This window comes from Kitasatospora hibisci (genome assembly GCF_043950205.1).
Lineage (GTDB): Bacteria > Actinomycetota > Actinomycetes > Streptomycetales > Streptomycetaceae > Kitasatospora > Kitasatospora hibisci.
Genome location: NZ_CP171642.1, coordinates 708,523 through 727,094, shown reverse-complemented (window position 1 = coordinate 727,094; position 18,572 = coordinate 708,523). Strand labels below are relative to the sequence as shown.

Here is an 18,572-nt window from a genome sequence, read left to right as displayed (position 1 = left end):
ACCACCAACCCGACGGGACGATCGCCCATGCCACTGCACCCCCAGGCCCAGGCCCTGCGCGAGCGCCGCGCCCGGGCCGGCACCCCACCGCTCTACAGCCTCACCCCGGCCGAGGCCCGGGCGGCCGACCTGGCCGACATCCGGGCCTCGACCGGCACCCCCGAGCCCGTCGCCGCCGTCGAGGAGCACCGGATCGCCGGCCCCGGGGGCCCGCTCCCCGTACGCCTCTACCGGCCGGAGCCGCCCGGCCGCGAGCTCCCCGCGCTGCTCTACCTCTTCGGTGGCGGCTGGACCCTCGGCTCGCCCGACACCAGCGACGCGATCTGCCGCCGCCTCACCAACGCGGTGGGCTGCGTCACCGCCTCCGTCGGCTACCGCCTCGCCCCCGAGCACCCCTTCCCGGCCGCCGTCCACGACTGCCACGCGGCCGCCCGCTGGCTGGCCGAGCAGGCCGGCGCGCTCGGCATCGACGCCGCCCGTCTCGCCGTCGCCGGGGACAGCGCCGGCGGCAACCTGGCCGCGGCGCTCACCCTGCTCGCCCGCGACGGGGGCGGCCCGGCCGTGCGCCACCAGCTCCTCGTCTACCCCAACACCGACCACCGGGCCGACACCGCCTCACTGCGCGAGCACGACGACCCGCTGCTGTTCAACCGCCGCTCGGTCGCCTGGTACTGGGGCCACTACCTGGCCGACCCCGCCGACGGTGACCACCCGCACGCCTCCCCGCTGCGCGCCCCGAGCCTCGCCGGGTTGCCGCCCGCCACCGTGATCACGGCCGAGTACGACCCGCTGCGCGACGAGGGAGAGCGGTACGCGGAGGCGCTGCGCGCGGCCGGCGTCCCGGTCGCGGCACGGCGGTACGACGGGATGCCGCACGGCTTCTTCGCCATGACCGGTGTGCTGGACACGGCCGGCGAGGCGCAGCGCTACGCGGCCGAGCGGCTGCGGGAGGCCCTGCGGTGAGCGCCCGCGATGCGCCGGCCGCCCCCGAGGGGGCCGCCGAGAGGGCCGCCGAGCGTGGCCGGGGCGGGCCACCGGCACCCCTGCGGCTGGGCGACCTGCACGCTTCCCTCGCCGATCCGCTGCTGGACGCGATGACCTTCCTCAACGAGGCGACCACCCGCTACCCGCACGCCGTCTCCTTCGCGCCCGGCCGCCCCTACGAGGGCTTCTTCGAGCCCGCCGACGTCCACCGGTACCTCGACACCTACCTGGACCACCTGGCCGCCCGCGGCGCCGGCCGGGACGCCGTCCGCAGCACGCTCTTCCAGTACGGTCCGACCAAGGGCGTCATCGCCGACCTGGTCGCCCGCACCCTGGCCAACGACGAGGGCCTCACCGTGCGGCCGGAGGCCCTGGTGCTCACCGTCGGCGCCCAGGAGGGCATGCTGCTGACGCTGCGGGCGCTCTGCGCGGGCCCGGAGGACGTGCTGCTGGTCAGCTCGCCGTGCTACGTCGGGGTGACCGGTGCCGCCCGGCTGCTCGACCTCACCACCCTGCCGGTGCCCGAGGGGCCCGGGGGCGGGCCCGATCCGGCGGCGGTGCGCGCCGCGGCACGCGCCGTCCGGGCCGGGGGCCGGCGCCCGCGCGCGCTCTACGTCGTCCCGGACTTCGCCAACCCCTCCGGCACCAGCATGCCCGTGCGCGCCCGCAGCCGGCTGCTGGACGTGGCGGCGGAGGAGGGCGTACTGGTCGTCGAGGACAACCCGTACGGATTCTTCGCCCGGGACGCCGGTGAACGGCCCACTCTGAAGGCGTTGGACCGCCGCCGCCAGGTGGTCTACCTCGGTTCCTTCGCCAAGACCTGCTTCCCCGGCGCCCGCCTCGGCTACGTGGTGGCCGACCAGGAGGTGGTCGGCCCCGGCGGGCGGCGGACGCTGCTGGCGGACGAGCTGGCCCGGCTGAAGAGCATGACGACGGTCAACACGCCCGCGCTCAGCCAGGCCGTGATCGGCGGCATGCTGCTGCGGCACGACTGCCGACTGCGGGAGGCCAACGCCCCGGCTGCGGCCTACTACGCGGCCAACACGGCCGTGCTGCTGGGGGAGTTGGAGCGGCACTTCCCGCCGTCGGAGCGACGCCGGCTGGGGATCTCCTGGAACGAGCCGGAGGGCGGCTTCTTCGCCGTGCTGACCGTGCCGTTCGCGGCCGACGAGGCCGCGGTGGAGCGGTGCGCGCGCGACCACGGCGTGCTCTGGACGCCGACGGCGCCGTTCTACCCGGCCGGCGGGGGAGAACGGCGGCTCCGGCTCTCGGTCAGTTCGCTGACTGAACGTCAGATCGTCGACGGGGTGGCCGCCCTGGCCGGGTTCGTCCGCGCCGAGGCCGGCTGACGCGGCAGCGCCGACCGGCCGGCGGGGGAGAGCGCCCACCGTACGGGGACGGCGGCGGGCCGGGTGGTCGTCGACCACCCGCCCCGCCCCTTCGGGTGCCCGCGCTCAGCGCACCCGGCGGGAGAACAGCCGGGCCGACCAGGAGACCGCCGCCACCGTCATCAGCACGACCACCAGCAGCCCCTGCCAGACCACGTCGTCCCCGACGTGCCCGGAGAACAGCGCGCGCATGCCCTCCACGGCCCAGTAGAAGGGGTTCCACCTGGCCATCGTCTGCAGCCACACCGGTGCCAGCGCCAGCGGCAGCAGGACGCCGGAGAGCAGGGCGATCGGCTGCGCGAGGGTGTTCACCACGGGGGCCATCGCCTCGTCGGCCGGGAGCAGCAGGGCGATGCCGTAGGAGATCGCCGAGGTCATGAGCGCCAGCAGGCCGAGCAGCAGGTAGGCCAGCAGCAGGTCCACCGGCCGCACCCGGAGGCCGAACGGCAGCGCGATCAGCGTGATGATGACGGCCTGCGCCAGCAGGGCGACCGTCTCGCGCAGCGCCCGGCCGAGCAGCAGCGCCAGCCGGCTGACCGGGGTGACCCGGGAGCGCTCGATGATGCCGGCCTTCAGCTCGCCGAGCAGGCTGAACCCGGTGTAGAGGCCGCCGAAGATGCAGAGCACCGCCAACAGGCCCGGCACGTAGATCTGGTAGGCCTCGGCGTAGGTGGTCGCGCCCATCGGGGCCAGCACCTTCTTCAGCAGCGGCGCGAACAGCAACAGGTAGAAGACCGGCTGGATGATGCCGACGGCGATCCAGATCGGCGTCCGCCACATCAGCAGCAGCTGTCGCTGGAAGACCAGCCAGGTGTCGCGGGCGAGCTTCATCGCGCCTCTCGTTCTCGGATCAGGACTGCTCGATCGAGCGGCCGGTGCGGGCCAGGAACACGTCGTCCAGGCTGGGGCGTTGCAGTTGCACGGTGCCGGGGGCGACGCCCGCGCCGTCCAGGGCGCGCATGAGCAGCGGGATCGCGGCGGCGCCGTCGTCCAGGTAGAGCCGGAGCCCGTCGTCGCCCTGCGCCTCCAGCCGGTGCAGGTAGGGCTGTTCGCGCAGGGCCTTGGCGGCCCGTTCGGCCTCGCCCGCAGGCAGGCCGACCAGCACCACGTCGCCGGAGATCTCCCGCTTGAGCGTGTCGGGGGCTCCCTCGGCGACGATCCCGCCGTGGTCGACGATGGCCACCCGGTCGCAGAGGGCGTCGGCCTCGTCGAGGTAGTGGGTGGTCACCACCACGGTCATGCCCTCGGCGCGCAGGCGGCGGATCTCCGCCCAGACGTGGCCGCGGCCGGCCGGGTCCAGGCCCACCGTGGGTTCGTCGAGGAAGAGCACCCTGGGCGCGTGGATGACGCCCAGGGCGATGTCCACCCGGCGGCGCTGGCCGCCGGAGTACGTGCGGCAGGGGCGGTCGGCGAACTCGGTGAGCCCGAAGGCCCGCAGCGCGTCGTCGGCGCGGCGCAGGGCCTCGGCCCTGCGGGTGCCGTGCATCCGGGCCTGGTGCACCAGCTCCTCGCGGCCGGTGACGGCGTCGGTGGTGCCGCCGCCCTGGGCGACGTAGCCGATCCGGCGGCGGACCTCGGCCGGGTCGGCGAGCAGGTCCGCTCCGGCGATCCGGGCCTCGCCGCCGTCCGGGCGGATGAGCGTGGCGAGCATGCGCAGAGTGGTCGTCTTGCCGGCGCCGTTGGGGCCGAGAAAGCCGAAGATCTCGCCTGCGGCGACGTCGAGATCGATGCCGCGCACGGCGTCGACGGCGGCCTGGCCGCGCTTTCCGGAGGGGTAGGACTTACGCAGTCCCTTGGTCTCGATCAACCAGAACTCCCGTGCGGGGATGGGTTGCCGGGGCACCGTGAGGTGGTGCTGCGGGCCCACCCTAGGGTCTGCGGGCCTCCGGAAACAATGGCCTAGACCAATGGATTCCGCTGCTCTGCCCGGCCCGCCACCAGCGACTCCAGCCGGTCGGCCGCCGTCACCGCCCCACCGCCGGCCAGTAGTTCGGCCCCGACCCGGGCGGCCGCCGCCCGGTACCGGGGCTCGTCGAGGACGGCCCGGAGCCGCGCCGCCAGCTGAACCGGCGTGGCCCGGGGGAACGGTGCCCGAAGCCCGGCCCCGGCCGCCTCCACCTGCGCCGCGACGAACGGCTGGTCGTGCCGGATCGGTGCCGTCACCAGCGGAACGCCGTGCGCCAGCGCCTCGCCCACGGTGTTCATCCCGCCGTGGCAGAGCACCGCGTCCAGCGCGCCCCGGGTCAGCAGCTCCAGGACCGGCACCCGCTCCGCGGCGACCGCGTGGTCCGGCAGTTCCGGCAGCAGATCGTGCGGCGCCGCGATCACCGGCTGCACGTCGTCGCCGCACAGGGCGAGCGCCCGGACGGCCCGGATGTGGAAGTCGGCACCGACGTCCCCGGCCAGGGTGCCCATGGTGACCAGCACCCGGCGCCGCCCGGGCGCCAGCCGCTCCCACGGGAACGCCGGGTCGGCCGGGCGCTCGGCGAGGACCGGCCCGATCTGCGCGACCCGGGCCGGCAGCGCCGCCGCCCCGGTCGGCACGCGACCGGTGAGCGCGGGGCCGGTCGGCGCCAGCACCAGCGCGGGCGAGAACCGCGGGTCGGTGAACTCCTCCTCGGGCAGGCCGGCCCGCCGCCAGAGGTTCCGGAGCAGGCCGGTCATCCAGGCCTCCACCCGTGGCAGGCCGCGGAACGGCCGCCCCAGCTCCATCGCCCCCGGTGCCAGGCTCGCCCACGGCAGCCGGTGCCGGTGCGCCACCAGGGCCCCGGCCGGGGTGTGCTGGTCCACCAGCACGGCGTCCGGGCGGTACCCGCGCACGGCCGCGTCCAGCGGCTTCGCGGTGAACCGCGCGTACGGGACGATGAAGCCCTCCCAGAGTGAGCGCAGGGCCGCCAGACCGTACCCGCCCTGGGTGCGGAACGCCCTGGTCCCGGTGCCGAGCACCCGGGCCTGCGGCCCCAGCAGCGGGCGCAGCACCGTCTCGGTCCCGGTCCAGGCGACGTCGTGGCCGCGGGCGGCCAGCTCCCGGGCGATGCCGACGGCCGGGTGGACGTGGCCGGTCAGCGGCGGGACCACGAACAGGAAGCGGCTCACCGGTCGCCCTCCCCGGCGGGCAGCAGGCGCTGCACGTCGGCGACGGTCAGCGCCTCGAGAGCGGCGAGGTCCAGACCGGCGCGGAGCCGGCCGAGGCCGGCAGACGGCCCGAAACGGTCGCACAGCAGGGCGTCCAGGGCGGCGATCTCGTACTCGTCCAGCATCAGATCGGCGTCCAGGAGGGCCTGCGGGGTGACCTGCTCGGCCCAGCCCGGGGGTGCGTCGGCCGCCTCGACCAGCAGCGCGACCAGCTCGGGGCGGACCGGGCCGGGGCGCGGCGAATCGCCGGGTGCCGCGGCGGTGTGCAGCGGCGCCGGGCGTACCGGGGCAGGGGAAACGGGCGGTTCGGCATCAGTCATGGGGGGCTCCACCAGCTCGACGGCAGGGGGCGGACGATTCCTCGAAGGGCCGGAGATCACTTGTGCGACCCGCCGGGCGTCGGAATACTAGCCCGCGTGACCGCACTGGAGGCAGTGGCCGTTCACCTCCCCCACCACGCCGTGCCCATCGAGGCGGTGGGCGACCGGATCGGCCTGACCCCACGTCAACTTCGACTCTTCCGCCGCTTCCACGGCCTGGACCAGCTGCGACTGGACCCGGACGGGACGCTGCCCGACCTGCTCGACGCCGCCGTCGAGGCCCTGCCGCAGCTGCGCGGACGCGAACGGCACGTCCGCTTCGTGATCCACGCCCGCAGCATGCCGGTGGCGGTGCCCTATCCGCTCAACCCGCTCCACGACCTGATCGCCCGTCGCGGCCTGTCCCGGGCCGTTGCCTTCACCGTGACCCACCACGCCTGCGCAGTAGGGTTGTTGGCCGTCGACCTGGCCGGCCGGCTGCTGTCCGGCTGCCAGGACTCCGACGCGCTGGCGCTGGTGCTCGCCGGGGAGAAGACCTTCACCAGGGACGCCCAAGTGGTGCCCGAGACCGGGATCTTCGCTGAGGGTGCCGCCGCCTGCCTGGTCCGCGCGAGCGGCGAGCGCGACCGCGTGCTCTCCTTCGCCGTGCGCCACCGCCCCGAGTTCGACGGCCGGCTGGCCGGGGACCCGGACCTGCTCGCCCGCTACCAGCGCGAGTACCCGGCGGTGATGGTCGAGGCCATGGAGGCAGCCCTCGACCAGGCGGGTCTGGAGCTCTCCGACCTCGCCGCGATCCTTCCGCACAACGTCAACCAGGCCTCCTGGCGGATGATCTGCCGCCGGATCGGATTCCCGGTCGAGAAGGTGGTGCTGGACAACGTGCGTTCGGTCGGGCACAGTTTCGCTGCGGACAGCCTCATCAATCTTCACACCGCCACCACGCGGGGGCTGCTGCGCCGCGGCGACCGCTACCTGATCGCCGCCGCAGGCGTCGGAGCCACCTTCTCCGCCATGGCCGTCGAGCACTGACGCTTCGTCGGCGCTGCACGCCGGAGCGACTGTGCGCCGGACCGGCCGTACCGCCGCCGAGTGCGCCCCGCGCCCCCATCCACCTCTCAGCACGACGGGACGGGACACCCATGTCAGACCAAGTGGTCCAGACCATCGACACCGAGCTGCGTGACCGGATCCTGCACGGTCTCGGCGAGCTGCTGCCGCGCGTCCTCAAGCGCGACCTGCCCGAAATCCCGGAGAACGCCTGCCTCTTCGACGACCTCGGCCTCACCTCGGCGAGCATCATCGAGCTGATCCTGGAGATCGAGGAAGCGCTGGACATCCAGGTCGACGTCGAGCAGATCGGCGAGGACGACCTGCGCTCGGTGACCAGCCTCGCCGACTACGTCGCCGGCCACGTCATCGCCGAGGACTGACCGGGTGCCCGCCTCCTCCGCCCCGTCGCCCGGAACCGGGCTGGGAATCACCCGGGTCCTGTCGGCGTACACCGACGGGCGGTCGGAGACCTCGCTCGATCCGGACCTGCGGGTCTTCGTCTCCGACCTGGTCCGCCCGTACGGGCTGCCGCTGCGCGAGGACCTGCTGCAGAAAGGGGCCGGCCACTCCTACACGGAGCTGGCCGACGCCCTGCTGTGCGAGGCGGTCGCCGACGGGCGGCCGGTCGACCTGCTGATCCTGGCCTTCGACTCGCCCGACGTCCGTCCCGGCGCTCCCAGTTCACTGGCGCTGAGCCGGTCCTGCCCGGGTGAGCCATTGGCCTTCGCGCTCTGCGACCAGGGCACGGCGGGGGCGTTCGGCGCACTGCGGATCGCCGCCGCCCATCACCGCACCGGTGGCTGCCGGCGGGCGGTGGTCGTCCTGGCGGAGCAGACCGCGCTGCACTACCGGCCCGCCGCGCCGGTCGAACTGCCCCAGCGGCACTGCGCGGTGGTCCTGGTCTGCGACGAGATCGAGGAGACCGCTCAGACCGGCGCGGCCCACGGGAGCGGCGAGCGCGGCGGCTGTCTGGCGGTCACCCAGGAGCCCTGCACGGAGCCGGGGCCGGCGGTCGCGGCCGTGTGCGACCGGGTGCGATCCGCCGGGGCGGACGCGGCGCTGGTGCTCGACGCAGGACTCGCGGGCGAACCCGCCCTCGGTGGCGCCGCCACGGCGGTGGCCCCGGGCGGGCAACCGTTCACCGGGCTCTGGACCGAGCTGGCCCGGGCGCTGCCCGCCTGGCGGGCCCGGCAGCGCCCCGTCGTGGCCGCCGGACTCGACCGCAGGCTCGGCGTGCTCAGCACCCTCACCCTCGGGTCCGGCCCGTGACCGCCCCGCCCCCCACCGACCGCGTCGACCTGTGGATCATCCCGACCGACCAGCCGGACGATGTCCTGGTCGAGTTGCGCACGGTCCTGGACCCCGACGAGCGGGCCCGCGCGGCCGGACCGGATCCCGCCCTGGGGCGGCGGCTCACGGTCGTGCGCGGCGCCGTCCGGCTGCTCGTCGCCGAACGGCTCGGCGTCCCGGCGGCCGAACTCGGCTGGCGGTACGGTCGGCACGGCAAGCCCGAGCCGGTCGACGGGCGCGGACCGGCCGGCGGACGGCTCGGAGTGAGCTGGTCGGCCTCCGGTGCGCTCGCCGTGCTCGCCCTGGCCGAACGGCGGGAGGTGGGTGCCGACGTCGAGGAGATCCGCGACGCACGGGTGGCCTCCCGCATCGCCCACCGCTACTTCCCCGGCCGCGAGGCCGAGTTGCTGGCCGCCGCCCCGACACCGGCCGCCCGGGCCGAGCGCTTCACCGAGCTCTGGTGCCGCCGCGAGGCCTGCGTCAAGGCCTACGGCGGCCGCCTCGTCCAGGGCTTCGGACTGGCGCTGGCCGGCCCGGCGCCCCGCGTCCTGGCCGACGCCGGCGCGCTCGGCCCGGGTCCGTGCACGATCGACGACGCCCCGGTGCCCGGCCCGTTCCGGGCCGCCGTCGCCGCCGTCGGCGACCGCCCGTTCCGGCTGCGCATCCACCGGTGGCGTCCCGCCGCTGCACCGGACATCACTGACTGACAACGCACTGAGGATCGAGCGCCCCTCCCGGGTCCTCGGCCCGGACCACTCGGCGGACCGCTGGCGGCGCCGCCGACCACACCCCCAGGCGGCACACCCGCGGGGCCCGGCGAGCCGAAAGGCGCGGACGACGTGACAGAGAACGACCGGCGGATCACCGTCCGATTCAGCGGCGCGAGCAGCGGCTCCGGCCCGCTCACCCTCGGCCAGGACAACATGGTCCGCTGCATCCGGCGCGACCGGCCCGAGCAGATCAACAAGGAGTCCGTCTGGCCGGTGCCCGCGGGGACCACCCTCGTCGCCGCCCTCGACGCCCTGCGCACCCTCGTCGAGCGGCACGACTCGCTGCGTACCGTCTTCCCGCCCGGCCCTGCGCCGGACGGCTTTCCGGAATGCCAGGAGGTCCGCGCCGAGGGCGAGTTCACCGTCACCGTGCTCGGCGCCGAGGGCCTCGGCGACGCCGGACTCGACCGCCTCGCCGACGAATCGGGCCGGGCCGACGTCGCCGTCCCGTTCGACCTGGCGAGCGGGATCCGGCTCCGCTTCACCCTGCTGGCCGACGCGGACCTGGTCCGGCGCCTGGTCGTCACGGTCTGCCACGCCGGCGCCGACGGCGCTGCTACCACCCTGCTGCTCCAGGACTGGATCGCCCTCGCCGCCGGCATGGAGCTCCCGCCCGTCACCGCCCGCACGCCGCTGGAGGTGGCGGCCCTGGAGCACAGCGACCAGGGCCGGCGCAAGACCGCCGCCAGCCTGCGGCACTGGGAGAAGGTCCTGGCCACCGGCCCGCAGGCGGTCTTCGCCGACTCCCGGATCACCGGTCCGCCGGACGGTCTCGCCGCCGTCGTCCTGCGCTCCCGCGCCGCCGCGGCCGACCTCGCCGCGACCTCGCAGCGCACCGGCGCCACCCCCTCGGTCGTCCTGCTCGCGGCCTTCGCCGCCCTCGTCGCCCACCGGGCGGGCCGGTCGGAGCTGGTCCTCGCCGCCCTCTCCGCCAACCGCCAGCGCGCCGTCATGGCCGACCACATCGGCACCCTCGCCCAGGACGCCCTGCTCGTCCTGGACACCGACACCGCAGACCTGGACCAGCTGATCGGCCGTACCAAGGCGGCCTCGCTCGCCGGCTACTGGCACGGCACCCTCGACTCCGAGAAGGTGTGGCAGCTGATCGAGGACGTCACCCACCTGCGCGGCGCCCGCTTCGTCCGTCACGTGGTCGTGAACGATCTCAGCCTGACCATCCCCGATCTGATGTCCGACGCCCGCCCGGCCCCGGTCACCGACCCCGAGCTGACCCGGCTGCCCGACCAGCCGCTCGCGGTCCGCGTCATGCTCAACGTCCTGCGGGCCGTCGACTGCCTGGAGTTCGTCCTGCTCGCCTGCCCGCAGGTGCTCGACCGCGCGGAGACCGAGCGGTTCGCGCTCGCCCTGACCGCACTCCTCAAGTCCGCCGCCCGGGGCCCGGTCCCGCTCTCCGCCCTGCCCGCCCTCACCGGACTGCGATCCGCAGACCGGACCGGCGCCTGGCACCGGATCGACAACTGCTGGATCGACCTGGACGCCGTCCGGAGCCTGGTCGCCGACGCCCTAGGCGCCGACGCCGTCACCGCGGTCGACGTGGCCGGTGGCCGGATCACCGCACGCATCGCCACCGCCGACCCGGACGTCACCCCGCTCACCGCCCACCGGGCGGTGGTCGCCGCCCTCCCCGGCCGGGACACCGCCATGGCCCCGCACCACTACACCGTCCACGCCCTCGAAGCCGCCCCGGTCGCGGCTTCGCCGGCTTCCGCCGACCCCGCCGCCGACGCGGGCGAGCACCCGGTCGGCCCCCCGGCCTGGAGCGCCCTCCCGGTGACCGGAAGGGGCGCCGGCCGCTCGCCCGAGATCGCCGCCGCCCACCCGGGCCTCGCCTGACGGGGGCCGCCGACGGCGGTCACCGCCCCGCGCCGTGCTCCCGTGACCACTCGCCGCTCCGGCCGTCGCCGCCGAGGACGGGGAAGCGGGGCGCGGGGCGGGGGACCAGACTGGTGGTGGATCCTGCCGCCGAGGCTGGGAGAGCCATGCTGCTCGGACTCACCACCGCCCTGGTCGCGACCGTGTGCTTCGGCTTCGGGTCGGTCTTCCAGGCCCGCGGCGCGAGGTCGGCGCCCCGCGCGGACCGGGTGCGGGTGGGGCTGCTCGCCGCGCTCGTCCGGTCCTGGCAGTTCCTGCTCGGCACGGGGCTCGACATCGCCGGCTTCGCACTGAGCATCGTCGCGCTACGCACCCTGCCGCTGTTCCTGGTCCAGTCGGTGACCAACGCCAGCCTCGCGGTCACCGCACTGGCCGCCGTCTGGCTGCTCGGCGCGCACCTGCGGCGCAGCGATCTGCTCGGCATCGCCGCCGTGGTGGTCGGCCTGACGCTGCTGGCACTCGGCTCCGGCCGGGAGGGCCGCGACCACGCGCCCCCGGCGTTCCACTGGGCCCTGCTCGCCACCACGGTGGTGATGCTCCTGCTCACCCTCGTGCTCGCCCGGCTGAACGGCAACGCCGCCGCGGCCGGCCTGGGCCTGCTCGCCGGCGTCGGCTTCGGCGTGACCAGCCTCGCCGTCCGCGTCCTCGACGTCGACGGTGTGGCCGCCGTCTTCACCGACCCGGCCGCCTACGGCCTCGCCCTGGGCGGCCTCGGCGGCTACCTCGCGTACGCGCTCGCCCTCCAGCGGGGCACGGTCACGGCGGCGACCGCCGCGGGCACGGTCGCCGAGACCTTCGGCCCGGCCCTGGTCGGGGTGGCCGCCCTGGGTGACGCGGCGCGCCCCGGCTACGGCTGGTGCGCCGTGACCGGCTTCGCCGTGGCGGTCGGCGGCACGTTCGTGCTCTCCCGCTTCGGGGAGGTCGAGCCGGAGGTCGGCCCCACGGCCCCCAGCGCGCCCGCCGCCGCCTCCGCCGACCGCACCTCCTCGGCCCGGTAGCCCGAACGGCCTCGCCATGCGAAGGTGACTTGCCGGACAAAACGGACGGCGCGGCGCGAGCAGAGCGGCAGGAGCCATGACGGACGTAGCCCATCGACCCTCCCGGCAACCGCGGCTCCGCCCGGCGGGCCCGCCGGTGGCCCTGATCACCGGCGCCTCCTCCGGAATCGGCGCGGCCACCGCCGCCCGCCTCGCCACCGCCGGCTGGCGGCTGCTGCTGTCCGGCACCGACCGCACCCGCCTGGACGACGTCGCCGGTCGGACCGGCGGACGCCCGCTGCCCGAGGACCTCGCCAAGCCCGACGGGCCGCAGCGCCTCGCCGAAGCGGCTCTCGCAGCCGGCGGCCGGGTCGACGCCCTGATCGCCGGCGCCGGGCTCGGTTGGCGCGGCGCCTACGCCGAGACCCCCACCGACACCCTGGACAAGATGCTGGAGGTCAACCTCGCGGCCCCGCTGCGGCTGACCCGCCTGCTCCTGCCCGGCATGCTGGAGCGCGGCCGCGGCCGGATCGTGCTGCTCGGCTCGATGGCCGGGCAGGTCGGCGTCCGCGACGAGGCCGCCTACGCGGCCACCAAGGCGGGGCTCGCGATGTTCGCCGAGAGCCTCTGGTACGAGCTGCGCGGTACCGGCGTCGGCGTCCGACTGGTCCTCCCGGGCGCGGTGGACACCCCGTTCTTCGCCCGCCGCGGCATGGACTACCAGCGGCAACGCCCGCGCCCGGTGACGGCGGAACGCGTCGCGGACACCGTCTTCGCGACCCTCACCACCCCGCAGGACCGCCTCTTCGTCCCGCACTGGCTGGGCTTCCCGGCCCGTATCCACGGCGCCGCGCCGGGGGTGTTCCGGCGCATGGCGTCCCGCTTCGGCTGAGCGCCCGCCGATGGACCGGGCCCGCGCCGCCCGCCGGGCCGCCCTCGCGGCCGCCGGCGTCCAGCTCCTCCACCTCGCCCCGGCCGCCGTCCGCCTGACGCCCCTGCGCAGGACGGTGGCCCGCCCGCTGGCCGGCTACGGGGCCGACCCCCGGCACATCGCGCTCACCTTCGACGACGGGCCCGACCCGCGCAGCACCCCGGACATCCTCGACGCCCTCGACCGGCTGGGCATCCGCGCCACCTTCTTCCTGCTCGGCGCGATGCTGGAGCGGGCACCGGACCTCGGCCGCGAACTGACCGAACGTGGCCACGAGGCCGCCGTCCACGGCTGGCACCACCGGCAGCAGTGGTACCCGGCGCCCGCCCGCGACCTGCGCGAACTGCGCCGGGCCACCGAAGCCGTCACCGACCTCTGCGGCGCCCGCCCGCGCTGGTACCGCCCGCCCTACGGCGTCCTCACCGCCGGTCCGGCCCTCGCCGCCCGCCGCCTCGGCCTGCGCCCCGTGCTCTGGACGGCCTGGGGGAGGGACTGGACGCGGCGGGCCACCGGCGATTCCGTCTACGCCACAGCCCGCCCCGGCCTCACCGGCGGCGCCACCCTCCTCCTGCACGACTCCGACTGCACCTCGGCCCCCGACTCCTGGCGCGCCACCCTCGCCGCCCTCCCGCTGATCGCCGCCCACTGCCGAGCCCACTCCCTCACCCTCGGCCCCCTCCTTCACCATGCGCTGGGATAGGAACTGTCGGGTGCACGCCCGTCGTGTGTACGAAGGGTTTTCATGCGCCGACATCGGGTGTCTAACCTCGCGCTTTCACGAGCGGCGCTGTCCGAGGCTTGATCAAGAGAACGAGGAGTGCCACTGACCTGGGACGATGGGACTTGTCTAGGGTCCTGATCATCCTCAAGAGAGCTGCACTCCTCAGGTGAACAAGCGTAGTGGGTTGTATCCGCGTGTCCGTGTCCGGGGCGACGGTGAGGGGGCGGTCTCACAGGCCGGCGGGGTTCTGCTGGTGGAGACCGCCCGCCGGATCGGCCTGGACACCGCGTTGTCGGCGGCGCTGGAGCCGTGGCGCAAGCCCCGGGCGGTACACGATCCCGGCAAGGTCCTGCTCGACCTCGCCCTGGCCGTCGCACTCGGCGGGGACTGCCTGTCCGACATCGGCGTGCTGCGGGCCGAGCCTGCCGTGTTCGGCCCGGTGGCCTCGGATCCGACGGTGTCCCGGCTGGTCGACGCCCTTGCCGCCGCCGGTCCCCGCGCGCTCGCGGCCGTCCGGCGGGCACGGTCCGAAGTCCGGCAACGGGTATGGAAGTTGGCCGGTCAGGCCGCGCCGGACACCGGCAGCGAGGTGATCGTGGACATCGACGGAGTGCTGGTTCTGGCGCACTCCGAGAAGGAGCACGCGGCTGCGACCTGGAAGAAGACCTTCGGCCACCACCCGCTGTTCGCGTTCGTCGACCACGGCTGTGAAGGGTCCGGCGAGCCGGTCGCGGGCCTGCTGCGGCCGGGGAACGCGGGCAGCAACACCGCAGCCGACCACATCGCCGCCACCCGCCTGGCTCTGGCCCAGTTGCCGAAGAAGCACCGACGCGGACGGCGGACCCTCATCCGCACCGACTCCGGCGGCGGCACCCACGAATTCCTCAACTGGCTCACCGCACGCGGCCGATGGCTGTCCTACTCCATCGGGATGACCATTACGGAAGCGATCCACCAGGCCGTGCTGCTGGTTCCCGCCTCTGCCTGGACGGCGGCCGTCGAGCCGGACGGGAAGATCCGCGACGGCGCCTGGGTCGCCGAACTCGCCGGCGACGTCCTCAAGGGCTGGCCGAAGGGCATGCGGCTGATCGTCCGCAAAGAACGCCCGCACCCCGGCGCCCAGTTGCGCTTCACCGACGCCGACGGCATGCGGCTGACCTGCTTCGCCACCAACACCACCCACACCCCGATCGCCGTCCTGGAACTGCGGCACCGACGGCGCGCCCGGGCCGAGGACCGCATCCGCGCCGCCCGCGACACCGGCCTGCGCAACCTGCCTCTGCACGACGCCGCCCAGAACCAGGTCTGGCTGGAGATCGTTCAGATCGCCCTGGACCTGCTCGCCTGGATGCCCATGCTCGCCCTGACCGGCGACACCCGACGCTGGGAGCCCAAGCGCCTGCGGCTTCGCCTGTTCTCCGCCGCCGCCCAGCTCGTCGCCACCGGCCGCCGCCGCTGGCTCCGCCTCGCCCGCCACTGGCCCTGGACCGACGTGATCACCACCGCGTTCGACCGCCTCCAAGCTCTGCCGCAGCCGGGCTGACCAGCGACAACGCCTCTGTCCCAGCGAGAACCACACCCCCGGAGTCGTGGAACCCGGCGCCCACCCGACGCGACAGTCGGGCCACCGCCCTGCCCATCACCAGCCCGAGAAGCCGAAACGGCCCGGCGGATGAACCGACGGACCGTCACGAAAGATCGAGGCTAATGGAATTATCGGACAGTGCTTGAAGAAGATGGTTCGCATGACTTTCGATGGATGGCGCGTGGCGGCCATTGGTGACATGACCATCGATTGGTTTCTTGAAGAGAAGTCGCAACAGCGAAGCAATGAATACGAGGACAGGCTGCGGACGGAGGTCGTGGTTAGGTGGCTTTCTGGCGGCGTGTTCCTCCTGAGGGCGATGATCGAGCAGGCGGTTGATCAGTGGCCCGGAAAGACGAATTCAAGCCCGCCAGTCCGCATGTCAGAGGTATTAGTGTCATCCCCAAGAGTCCCCAAGGAGAGGACCCTCAAGGCTTTTAAGAATCCCTATAGGCACTCCTTTGCAGTACTCGCAGAATATGATCCGAAGGTTCGTGTCAAGGAGTACCTGGGTTTCGGGCAGATGCCTGGCGGGGAGTTGAAACCTGAGCGGTACAGGCTCGTGCCGGCCCTCCCGGCGGGTGGATCGTTCAATGTGGTCGTGGTGGACGATGCGGGTTTGGATTTCCGTGAGAGGGGGAACTGGCAGGAGCTGGCGCAGGTGATTCAGCCGGGCCTCGCCGTGGACGACCGGCCATGGGTCCTCCTCAAGGCCAGCAAGTCCATTGCTGGCGGGGACCTCTGGAAGTACGTCGTCGACCGCATCCGGAAACCGCATGACTGGCTGGCCGATCGGCTGGTCCTGCTGACCAGCGCGGCCTGTTTGCGCGAGGCTGGCGCCGGAATCAGCCGCGACCTGTCCTGGGAGCGGTGCATTGAGGACGTAGTGCGCGAGATCCAGCGTTGCCCGGCCATCAAGGACCTCGCTGCCTGTCGACGCATCATCGTCTCCTTCGGCCCGTCAGGCGTGTTGTACCTGGACCGGATCGATGACGCTCGACTGTGTACGCTCGCCTTCGATCGTGAGCGGATGGAGCGTTCCTGGTGGGAGAGCCACCGCGACGGAACCATGTTCGGCTACGGCAGCGCGCTCTGTGCGACCGTCACTCGGGAGCTCCTTCTAAACCCGGACGAGCCCGACTTTCCAAGAGCCCTCTTGGCGGGCCTGGGTGCAATGGGCCGCCTCTATGATGCGGGCTTCCGACGTATTGACAATCAGACAAGGGTCGTGATCAACCTTCAGGGTGTCTTCGAGCCGGCCGATGAACCTGACCTTGCAGTCGTAAAGGCTGTCGAGCTGAACCACGGATTCGAATCTGGCATTTCACTCAGCAAGCGACAGGAGAATCCCGCGGTCGTTACGCATCGGCTCGCCAGGCATATTGCGGTAGGTGGCACAAAGTACTTCCGCCGCATCAATCTCAATGACTCTCCGTATAGCCATGACATTCCCATAGGTCGCTTCGGGGAGCTTGTGACGATTGATCGTATGGAGATCGAAGGGCTGAATTCGATCAAGAATCTCATCATGAACTACCGGGCCTCGGTGAAACTTACCACCCCGCCGTTGGGTATCGCGACCTTCGGAGCGCCCGGATCGGGAAAGTCGTATGCCGTGAAGCAGATCATCAAGACGCAGGAGGCCGATGAGCCCATCGAGCTGATCGAGTTCAATCTGTCACAGTTCCACTCCCCGGGGGAGTTGGTTAGTGCGCTCCACCGGGTGCGCGACATCGCCCTGGGCGGCAAGATCCCGCTCGCGTTCTGGGACGAGTTCGACACCCCGCTGGACGACCAGGAGCTGGGCTGGCTCCGGTACTTCCTCGCGCCGATCCAGGACGGCACCTTCCAGCAGGCGGAGACCCTGCATCGGATTGGCGCTTCGATCTTCGTGTTCGGCGGCAGCCAGTTCGACCGGTTCTCGAAGTTCAAGCACCAGGCCGAGGCGTCCCCGCCGGAGTCGAAGGTGCTGGACTTCCTCAGCCGGCTTCGTGGCTACATGGACATCGCCGGCATCGACGAACAGGACAACGAATCGGACTTCATGTTGCAGCGCGCGATCGTACTCAACGCCCTCTTCCGACGAAAGGGGATTTCGATGGTCAGCTGTGTCGAGCCCAGCTGTCCGGACCAGGGGGAACACGACGTCTTCGACGTCCAGCAGGGTGTCCTCGACGCCTTCCTGACCATCCCCTCCTATTACCACGGCGTCCGATCGATGATGGCGATCATGGAGATGAGCCGGATCCGCCCAGGCCAGCAGTTCGTCCGAGCCGCTCTACCGAGCCCGACCCAGCTGGACATGCACGTAAACGGCTCCGACTTCCTTGACTTCGCCAATCGCGGCGCGTCAACCCCGTGACACGGCACCGTGGCGGTCGGACGGCCAGCTACTGATCGTTCCCCTCCAACCCGAGATGCCGCAGTGCTGCCGTGAAGCCGGTGCGCCAGGCGGTGGGGGTGGCGCCGGGGGACGGGGGAGGAGCGGGGCGGGTCAGGGCGGCGAGCGCGTTGCGGACCACCTCCGCGGGGCGGGCGGAGGCCACGTCGGCGTGGCCGAGTTCCAGCTCGTGCTGGAGGTTGTCGCGGCCGTGGCCCTGGACGACGTCCAGCAGCAGCAGGCGGCGTCCCAGGGCGCGGGCCTCGCTGCAGGTGTCGCCGGAGCTGGTCACCACCAGGTCGGCGGCGGCCATCAGGGCGGGGATCCGGTCGGTGTAGCCGAAGGGGTGCAGGTTGGCCCGGCGGCGGGCGGCGCGGCGCAGGCGGCGCTCCAGTTCGCGGTTGCGGCCGGCCACGGCCAGCACGTGCGGCCCGGCGTCGGAAAGCTGTGCGGCCGTGCGGGCCAGCGGGCCCAGGCCCCAGGAACCGGACATCAACAGCACGCACCGGGCGGTGGGCGGCACCCCGAGCTCTTCCCGGGCCTCGGCCCGCCCGGGCGGGTGGTAGAACGGTTCGCGCAGCGGGGCCGGCAGCACGGCGACCGCCGCGTCCGGGCGGTAGCGCCGGATTGCGCAGGCGGCGACCTCGGAGGTGACCAGGAAGAGGTCGGTGCCCGGCTGGACCCAGAGGCGGTGCGGTGTGACGTCCGTGCAGAGCACCATGTGCCGGAAGGCCGGCTCCGTCCCGGGCCGGGGCCCCGCCCCGCACCCGCGGCCCCACCCGAGCAACCGGTTCACCGCCGAGGTGGCGGTGGCGAACACGGACACCACCAGCGCCGGTCGCTGCTCGTCCACCAGCGCGCGCAGGGCCGGGACGAGCCGTCGACGGGCCGCCGCGTCGGCGGCCAGGGCGATCCGCGCGCCGGGCCGCAGCGCCGAGAAGTGGAAGGCGTCGTAGACCCCCGGCAGGTCGAGCAGCCGGCGGAAGACCGTCTCTCCGGCGGCGCCCGCACGCTCGCCGAGCAGGGCCATCGCGTCGACGGTGGCGGTGGTCCAGCCGCGGGCCTCCAGCGAGTCCGCGCAGGCCCTGGCCATCACGTCGTGGCCCTGGCCCAGCGAACCGGAGACCAGCAGCGCGTGCGGCACCGCG

At 73.5% G+C, this 18,572-nt stretch carries 17 protein-coding genes; 12 read left to right on the top strand and 5 right to left on the bottom strand.

Going from position 1 to position 18,572, the window contains the following annotated elements:
* Positions 1-27: 27 nt before the first annotated feature.
* Together ACF9IK_RS03375 and ACF9IK_RS03370 are read left to right on the top strand one after the other, a co-directional pair.
* The gene (locus tag ACF9IK_RS03375; protein WP_395292739.1) at positions 28-963 is read left to right on the top strand and encodes an alpha/beta hydrolase; all 936 of its coding nucleotides are present in this window, start codon (positions 28-30) and stop codon (positions 961-963) included.
* Positions 960-2,333, top strand: coding sequence for a PLP-dependent aminotransferase family protein (locus tag ACF9IK_RS03370; protein WP_395292738.1), 1,374 nt, complete (start codon positions 960-962; stop codon positions 2,331-2,333). Before ACF9IK_RS03375 ends, ACF9IK_RS03370 begins: the two co-directional genes overlap by 4 nt.
* A gap of 105 nt (positions 2,334-2,438) precedes the next feature.
* Here ACF9IK_RS03370 and ACF9IK_RS03365 read toward each other — a convergent pair whose 3' ends face one another.
* From ACF9IK_RS03365 to ACF9IK_RS03350, 4 genes are all read right to left on the bottom strand, one after another.
* Entirely contained in the window at positions 2,439-3,203 is a 765-nt protein-coding gene (locus ACF9IK_RS03365) for an ABC transporter permease (protein ID WP_395292737.1), read from the bottom strand.
* A gap of 19 nt (positions 3,204-3,222) precedes the next feature.
* Positions 3,223-4,179 carry an ATP-binding cassette domain-containing protein gene (locus ACF9IK_RS03360; protein WP_395292736.1) on the bottom strand — a complete coding sequence of 319 codons (957 nt, stop codon included), beginning with the start codon at positions 4,177-4,179 and terminating at the stop codon, positions 3,223-3,225.
* A gap of 92 nt (positions 4,180-4,271) precedes the next feature.
* Positions 4,272-5,468, bottom strand: a complete 1,197-nt coding sequence (locus tag ACF9IK_RS03355) for a glycosyltransferase (RefSeq protein WP_395292735.1) — start codon at positions 5,466-5,468, stop codon at positions 4,272-4,274.
* On the bottom strand, positions 5,465-5,827 hold the full coding sequence (locus ACF9IK_RS03350) for a hypothetical protein (RefSeq protein WP_395292734.1): 363 nt from the start codon (positions 5,825-5,827) through the stop codon (positions 5,465-5,467). Before ACF9IK_RS03350 ends, ACF9IK_RS03355 begins: the two co-directional genes overlap by 4 nt.
* A 96-nt stretch (positions 5,828-5,923) precedes the next feature.
* Between ACF9IK_RS03350 and ACF9IK_RS03345 the strand changes: the two genes are divergently transcribed.
* The 10 genes from ACF9IK_RS03345 (at position 5,924) to ACF9IK_RS03300 (ending at position 17,406) form a co-directional block, all read left to right on the top strand.
* On the top strand, positions 5,924-6,856 hold the full coding sequence (locus tag ACF9IK_RS03345; protein WP_395292733.1) for a 3-oxoacyl-[acyl-carrier-protein] synthase III C-terminal domain-containing protein: 933 nt from the start codon (positions 5,924-5,926) through the stop codon (positions 6,854-6,856).
* Positions 6,857-6,966: 110 nt separating this feature from the next.
* The gene (locus ACF9IK_RS03340) at positions 6,967-7,257 is read left to right on the top strand and encodes a phosphopantetheine-binding protein (protein ID WP_395292732.1); all 291 of its coding nucleotides are present in this window, start codon (positions 6,967-6,969) and stop codon (positions 7,255-7,257) included.
* A 4-nt stretch (positions 7,258-7,261) separates the two neighbouring features.
* On the top strand, positions 7,262-8,146 hold the full coding sequence (locus ACF9IK_RS03335; protein ID WP_395292731.1) for a hypothetical protein: 885 nt from the start codon (positions 7,262-7,264) through the stop codon (positions 8,144-8,146).
* Positions 8,143-8,874 carry a 4'-phosphopantetheinyl transferase family protein gene (locus ACF9IK_RS03330; protein WP_395292730.1) on the top strand — a complete coding sequence of 244 codons (732 nt, stop codon included), beginning with the start codon at positions 8,143-8,145 and terminating at the stop codon, positions 8,872-8,874. The genes ACF9IK_RS03335 and ACF9IK_RS03330 overlap by 4 nt, the downstream gene beginning before the upstream one ends.
* 132 nt (positions 8,875-9,006) lie before the next feature.
* Positions 9,007-10,791: a condensation domain-containing protein gene (locus tag ACF9IK_RS03325; protein ID WP_395292729.1), complete on the top strand. Its 1,785-nt coding sequence runs from the start codon at positions 9,007-9,009 to the stop codon at positions 10,789-10,791.
* A 146-nt stretch (positions 10,792-10,937) separates the two neighbouring features.
* Complete coding sequence (locus tag ACF9IK_RS03320; RefSeq protein WP_395292728.1) at positions 10,938-11,828, top strand: hypothetical protein; 891 nt, start codon at positions 10,938-10,940, stop codon at positions 11,826-11,828.
* A gap of 76 nt (positions 11,829-11,904) precedes the next feature.
* Positions 11,905-12,699 carry an SDR family NAD(P)-dependent oxidoreductase gene (locus ACF9IK_RS03315; protein WP_395292727.1) on the top strand — a complete coding sequence of 265 codons (795 nt, stop codon included), beginning with the start codon at positions 11,905-11,907 and terminating at the stop codon, positions 12,697-12,699.
* A gap of 10 nt (positions 12,700-12,709) precedes the next feature.
* Positions 12,710-13,438, top strand: coding sequence for a polysaccharide deacetylase family protein (locus ACF9IK_RS03310; RefSeq protein ID WP_395292726.1), 729 nt, complete (start codon positions 12,710-12,712; stop codon positions 13,436-13,438).
* A 187-nt stretch (positions 13,439-13,625) separates the two neighbouring features.
* A complete protein-coding gene (locus ACF9IK_RS03305; RefSeq protein ID WP_395292246.1) occupies positions 13,626-15,002 on the top strand; it encodes an IS1380 family transposase in 1,377 nt (458 codons plus the stop codon).
* A gap of 184 nt (positions 15,003-15,186) precedes the next feature.
* Positions 15,187-17,406 carry a hypothetical protein gene (locus tag ACF9IK_RS03300; protein WP_395292725.1) on the top strand — a complete coding sequence of 740 codons (2,220 nt, stop codon included), beginning with the start codon at positions 15,187-15,189 and terminating at the stop codon, positions 17,404-17,406.
* A 28-nt stretch (positions 17,407-17,434) separates the two neighbouring features.
* Here the strand turns inward: ACF9IK_RS03300 and ACF9IK_RS03295 are convergent, their stop codons facing one another.
* Positions 17,435-18,568 (bottom strand): hypothetical protein, encoded by a 1,134-nt coding sequence (locus ACF9IK_RS03295; protein WP_395292724.1) that lies wholly within the window; start codon positions 18,566-18,568, stop codon positions 17,435-17,437.
* Positions 18,569-18,572: the final 4 nt, after the last annotated feature.

Coding starts and splice junctions, on each gene's coding strand:
- ACF9IK_RS03375 (WP_395292739.1), top strand. CDS start 28: ATGCCACTGCACCCCCAGGCCCAGGCCCTGCGCGAGCGCCGCGCCCGG.
- ACF9IK_RS03365 (WP_395292737.1), bottom strand. CDS start 3,203: ATGAAGCTCGCCCGCGACACCTGGCTGGTCTTCCAGCGACAGCTGCTG.
- ACF9IK_RS03350 (WP_395292734.1), bottom strand. CDS start 5,827: ATGACTGATGCCGAACCGCCCGTTTCCCCTGCCCCGGTACGCCCGGCG.
- ACF9IK_RS03340 (WP_395292732.1), top strand. CDS start 6,967: ATGTCAGACCAAGTGGTCCAGACCATCGACACCGAGCTGCGTGACCGG.
- ACF9IK_RS03320 (WP_395292728.1), top strand. CDS start 10,938: ATGCTGCTCGGACTCACCACCGCCCTGGTCGCGACCGTGTGCTTCGGC.
- ACF9IK_RS03315 (WP_395292727.1), top strand. CDS start 11,905: ATGACGGACGTAGCCCATCGACCCTCCCGGCAACCGCGGCTCCGCCCG.
- ACF9IK_RS03310 (WP_395292726.1), top strand. CDS start 12,710: ATGGACCGGGCCCGCGCCGCCCGCCGGGCCGCCCTCGCGGCCGCCGGC.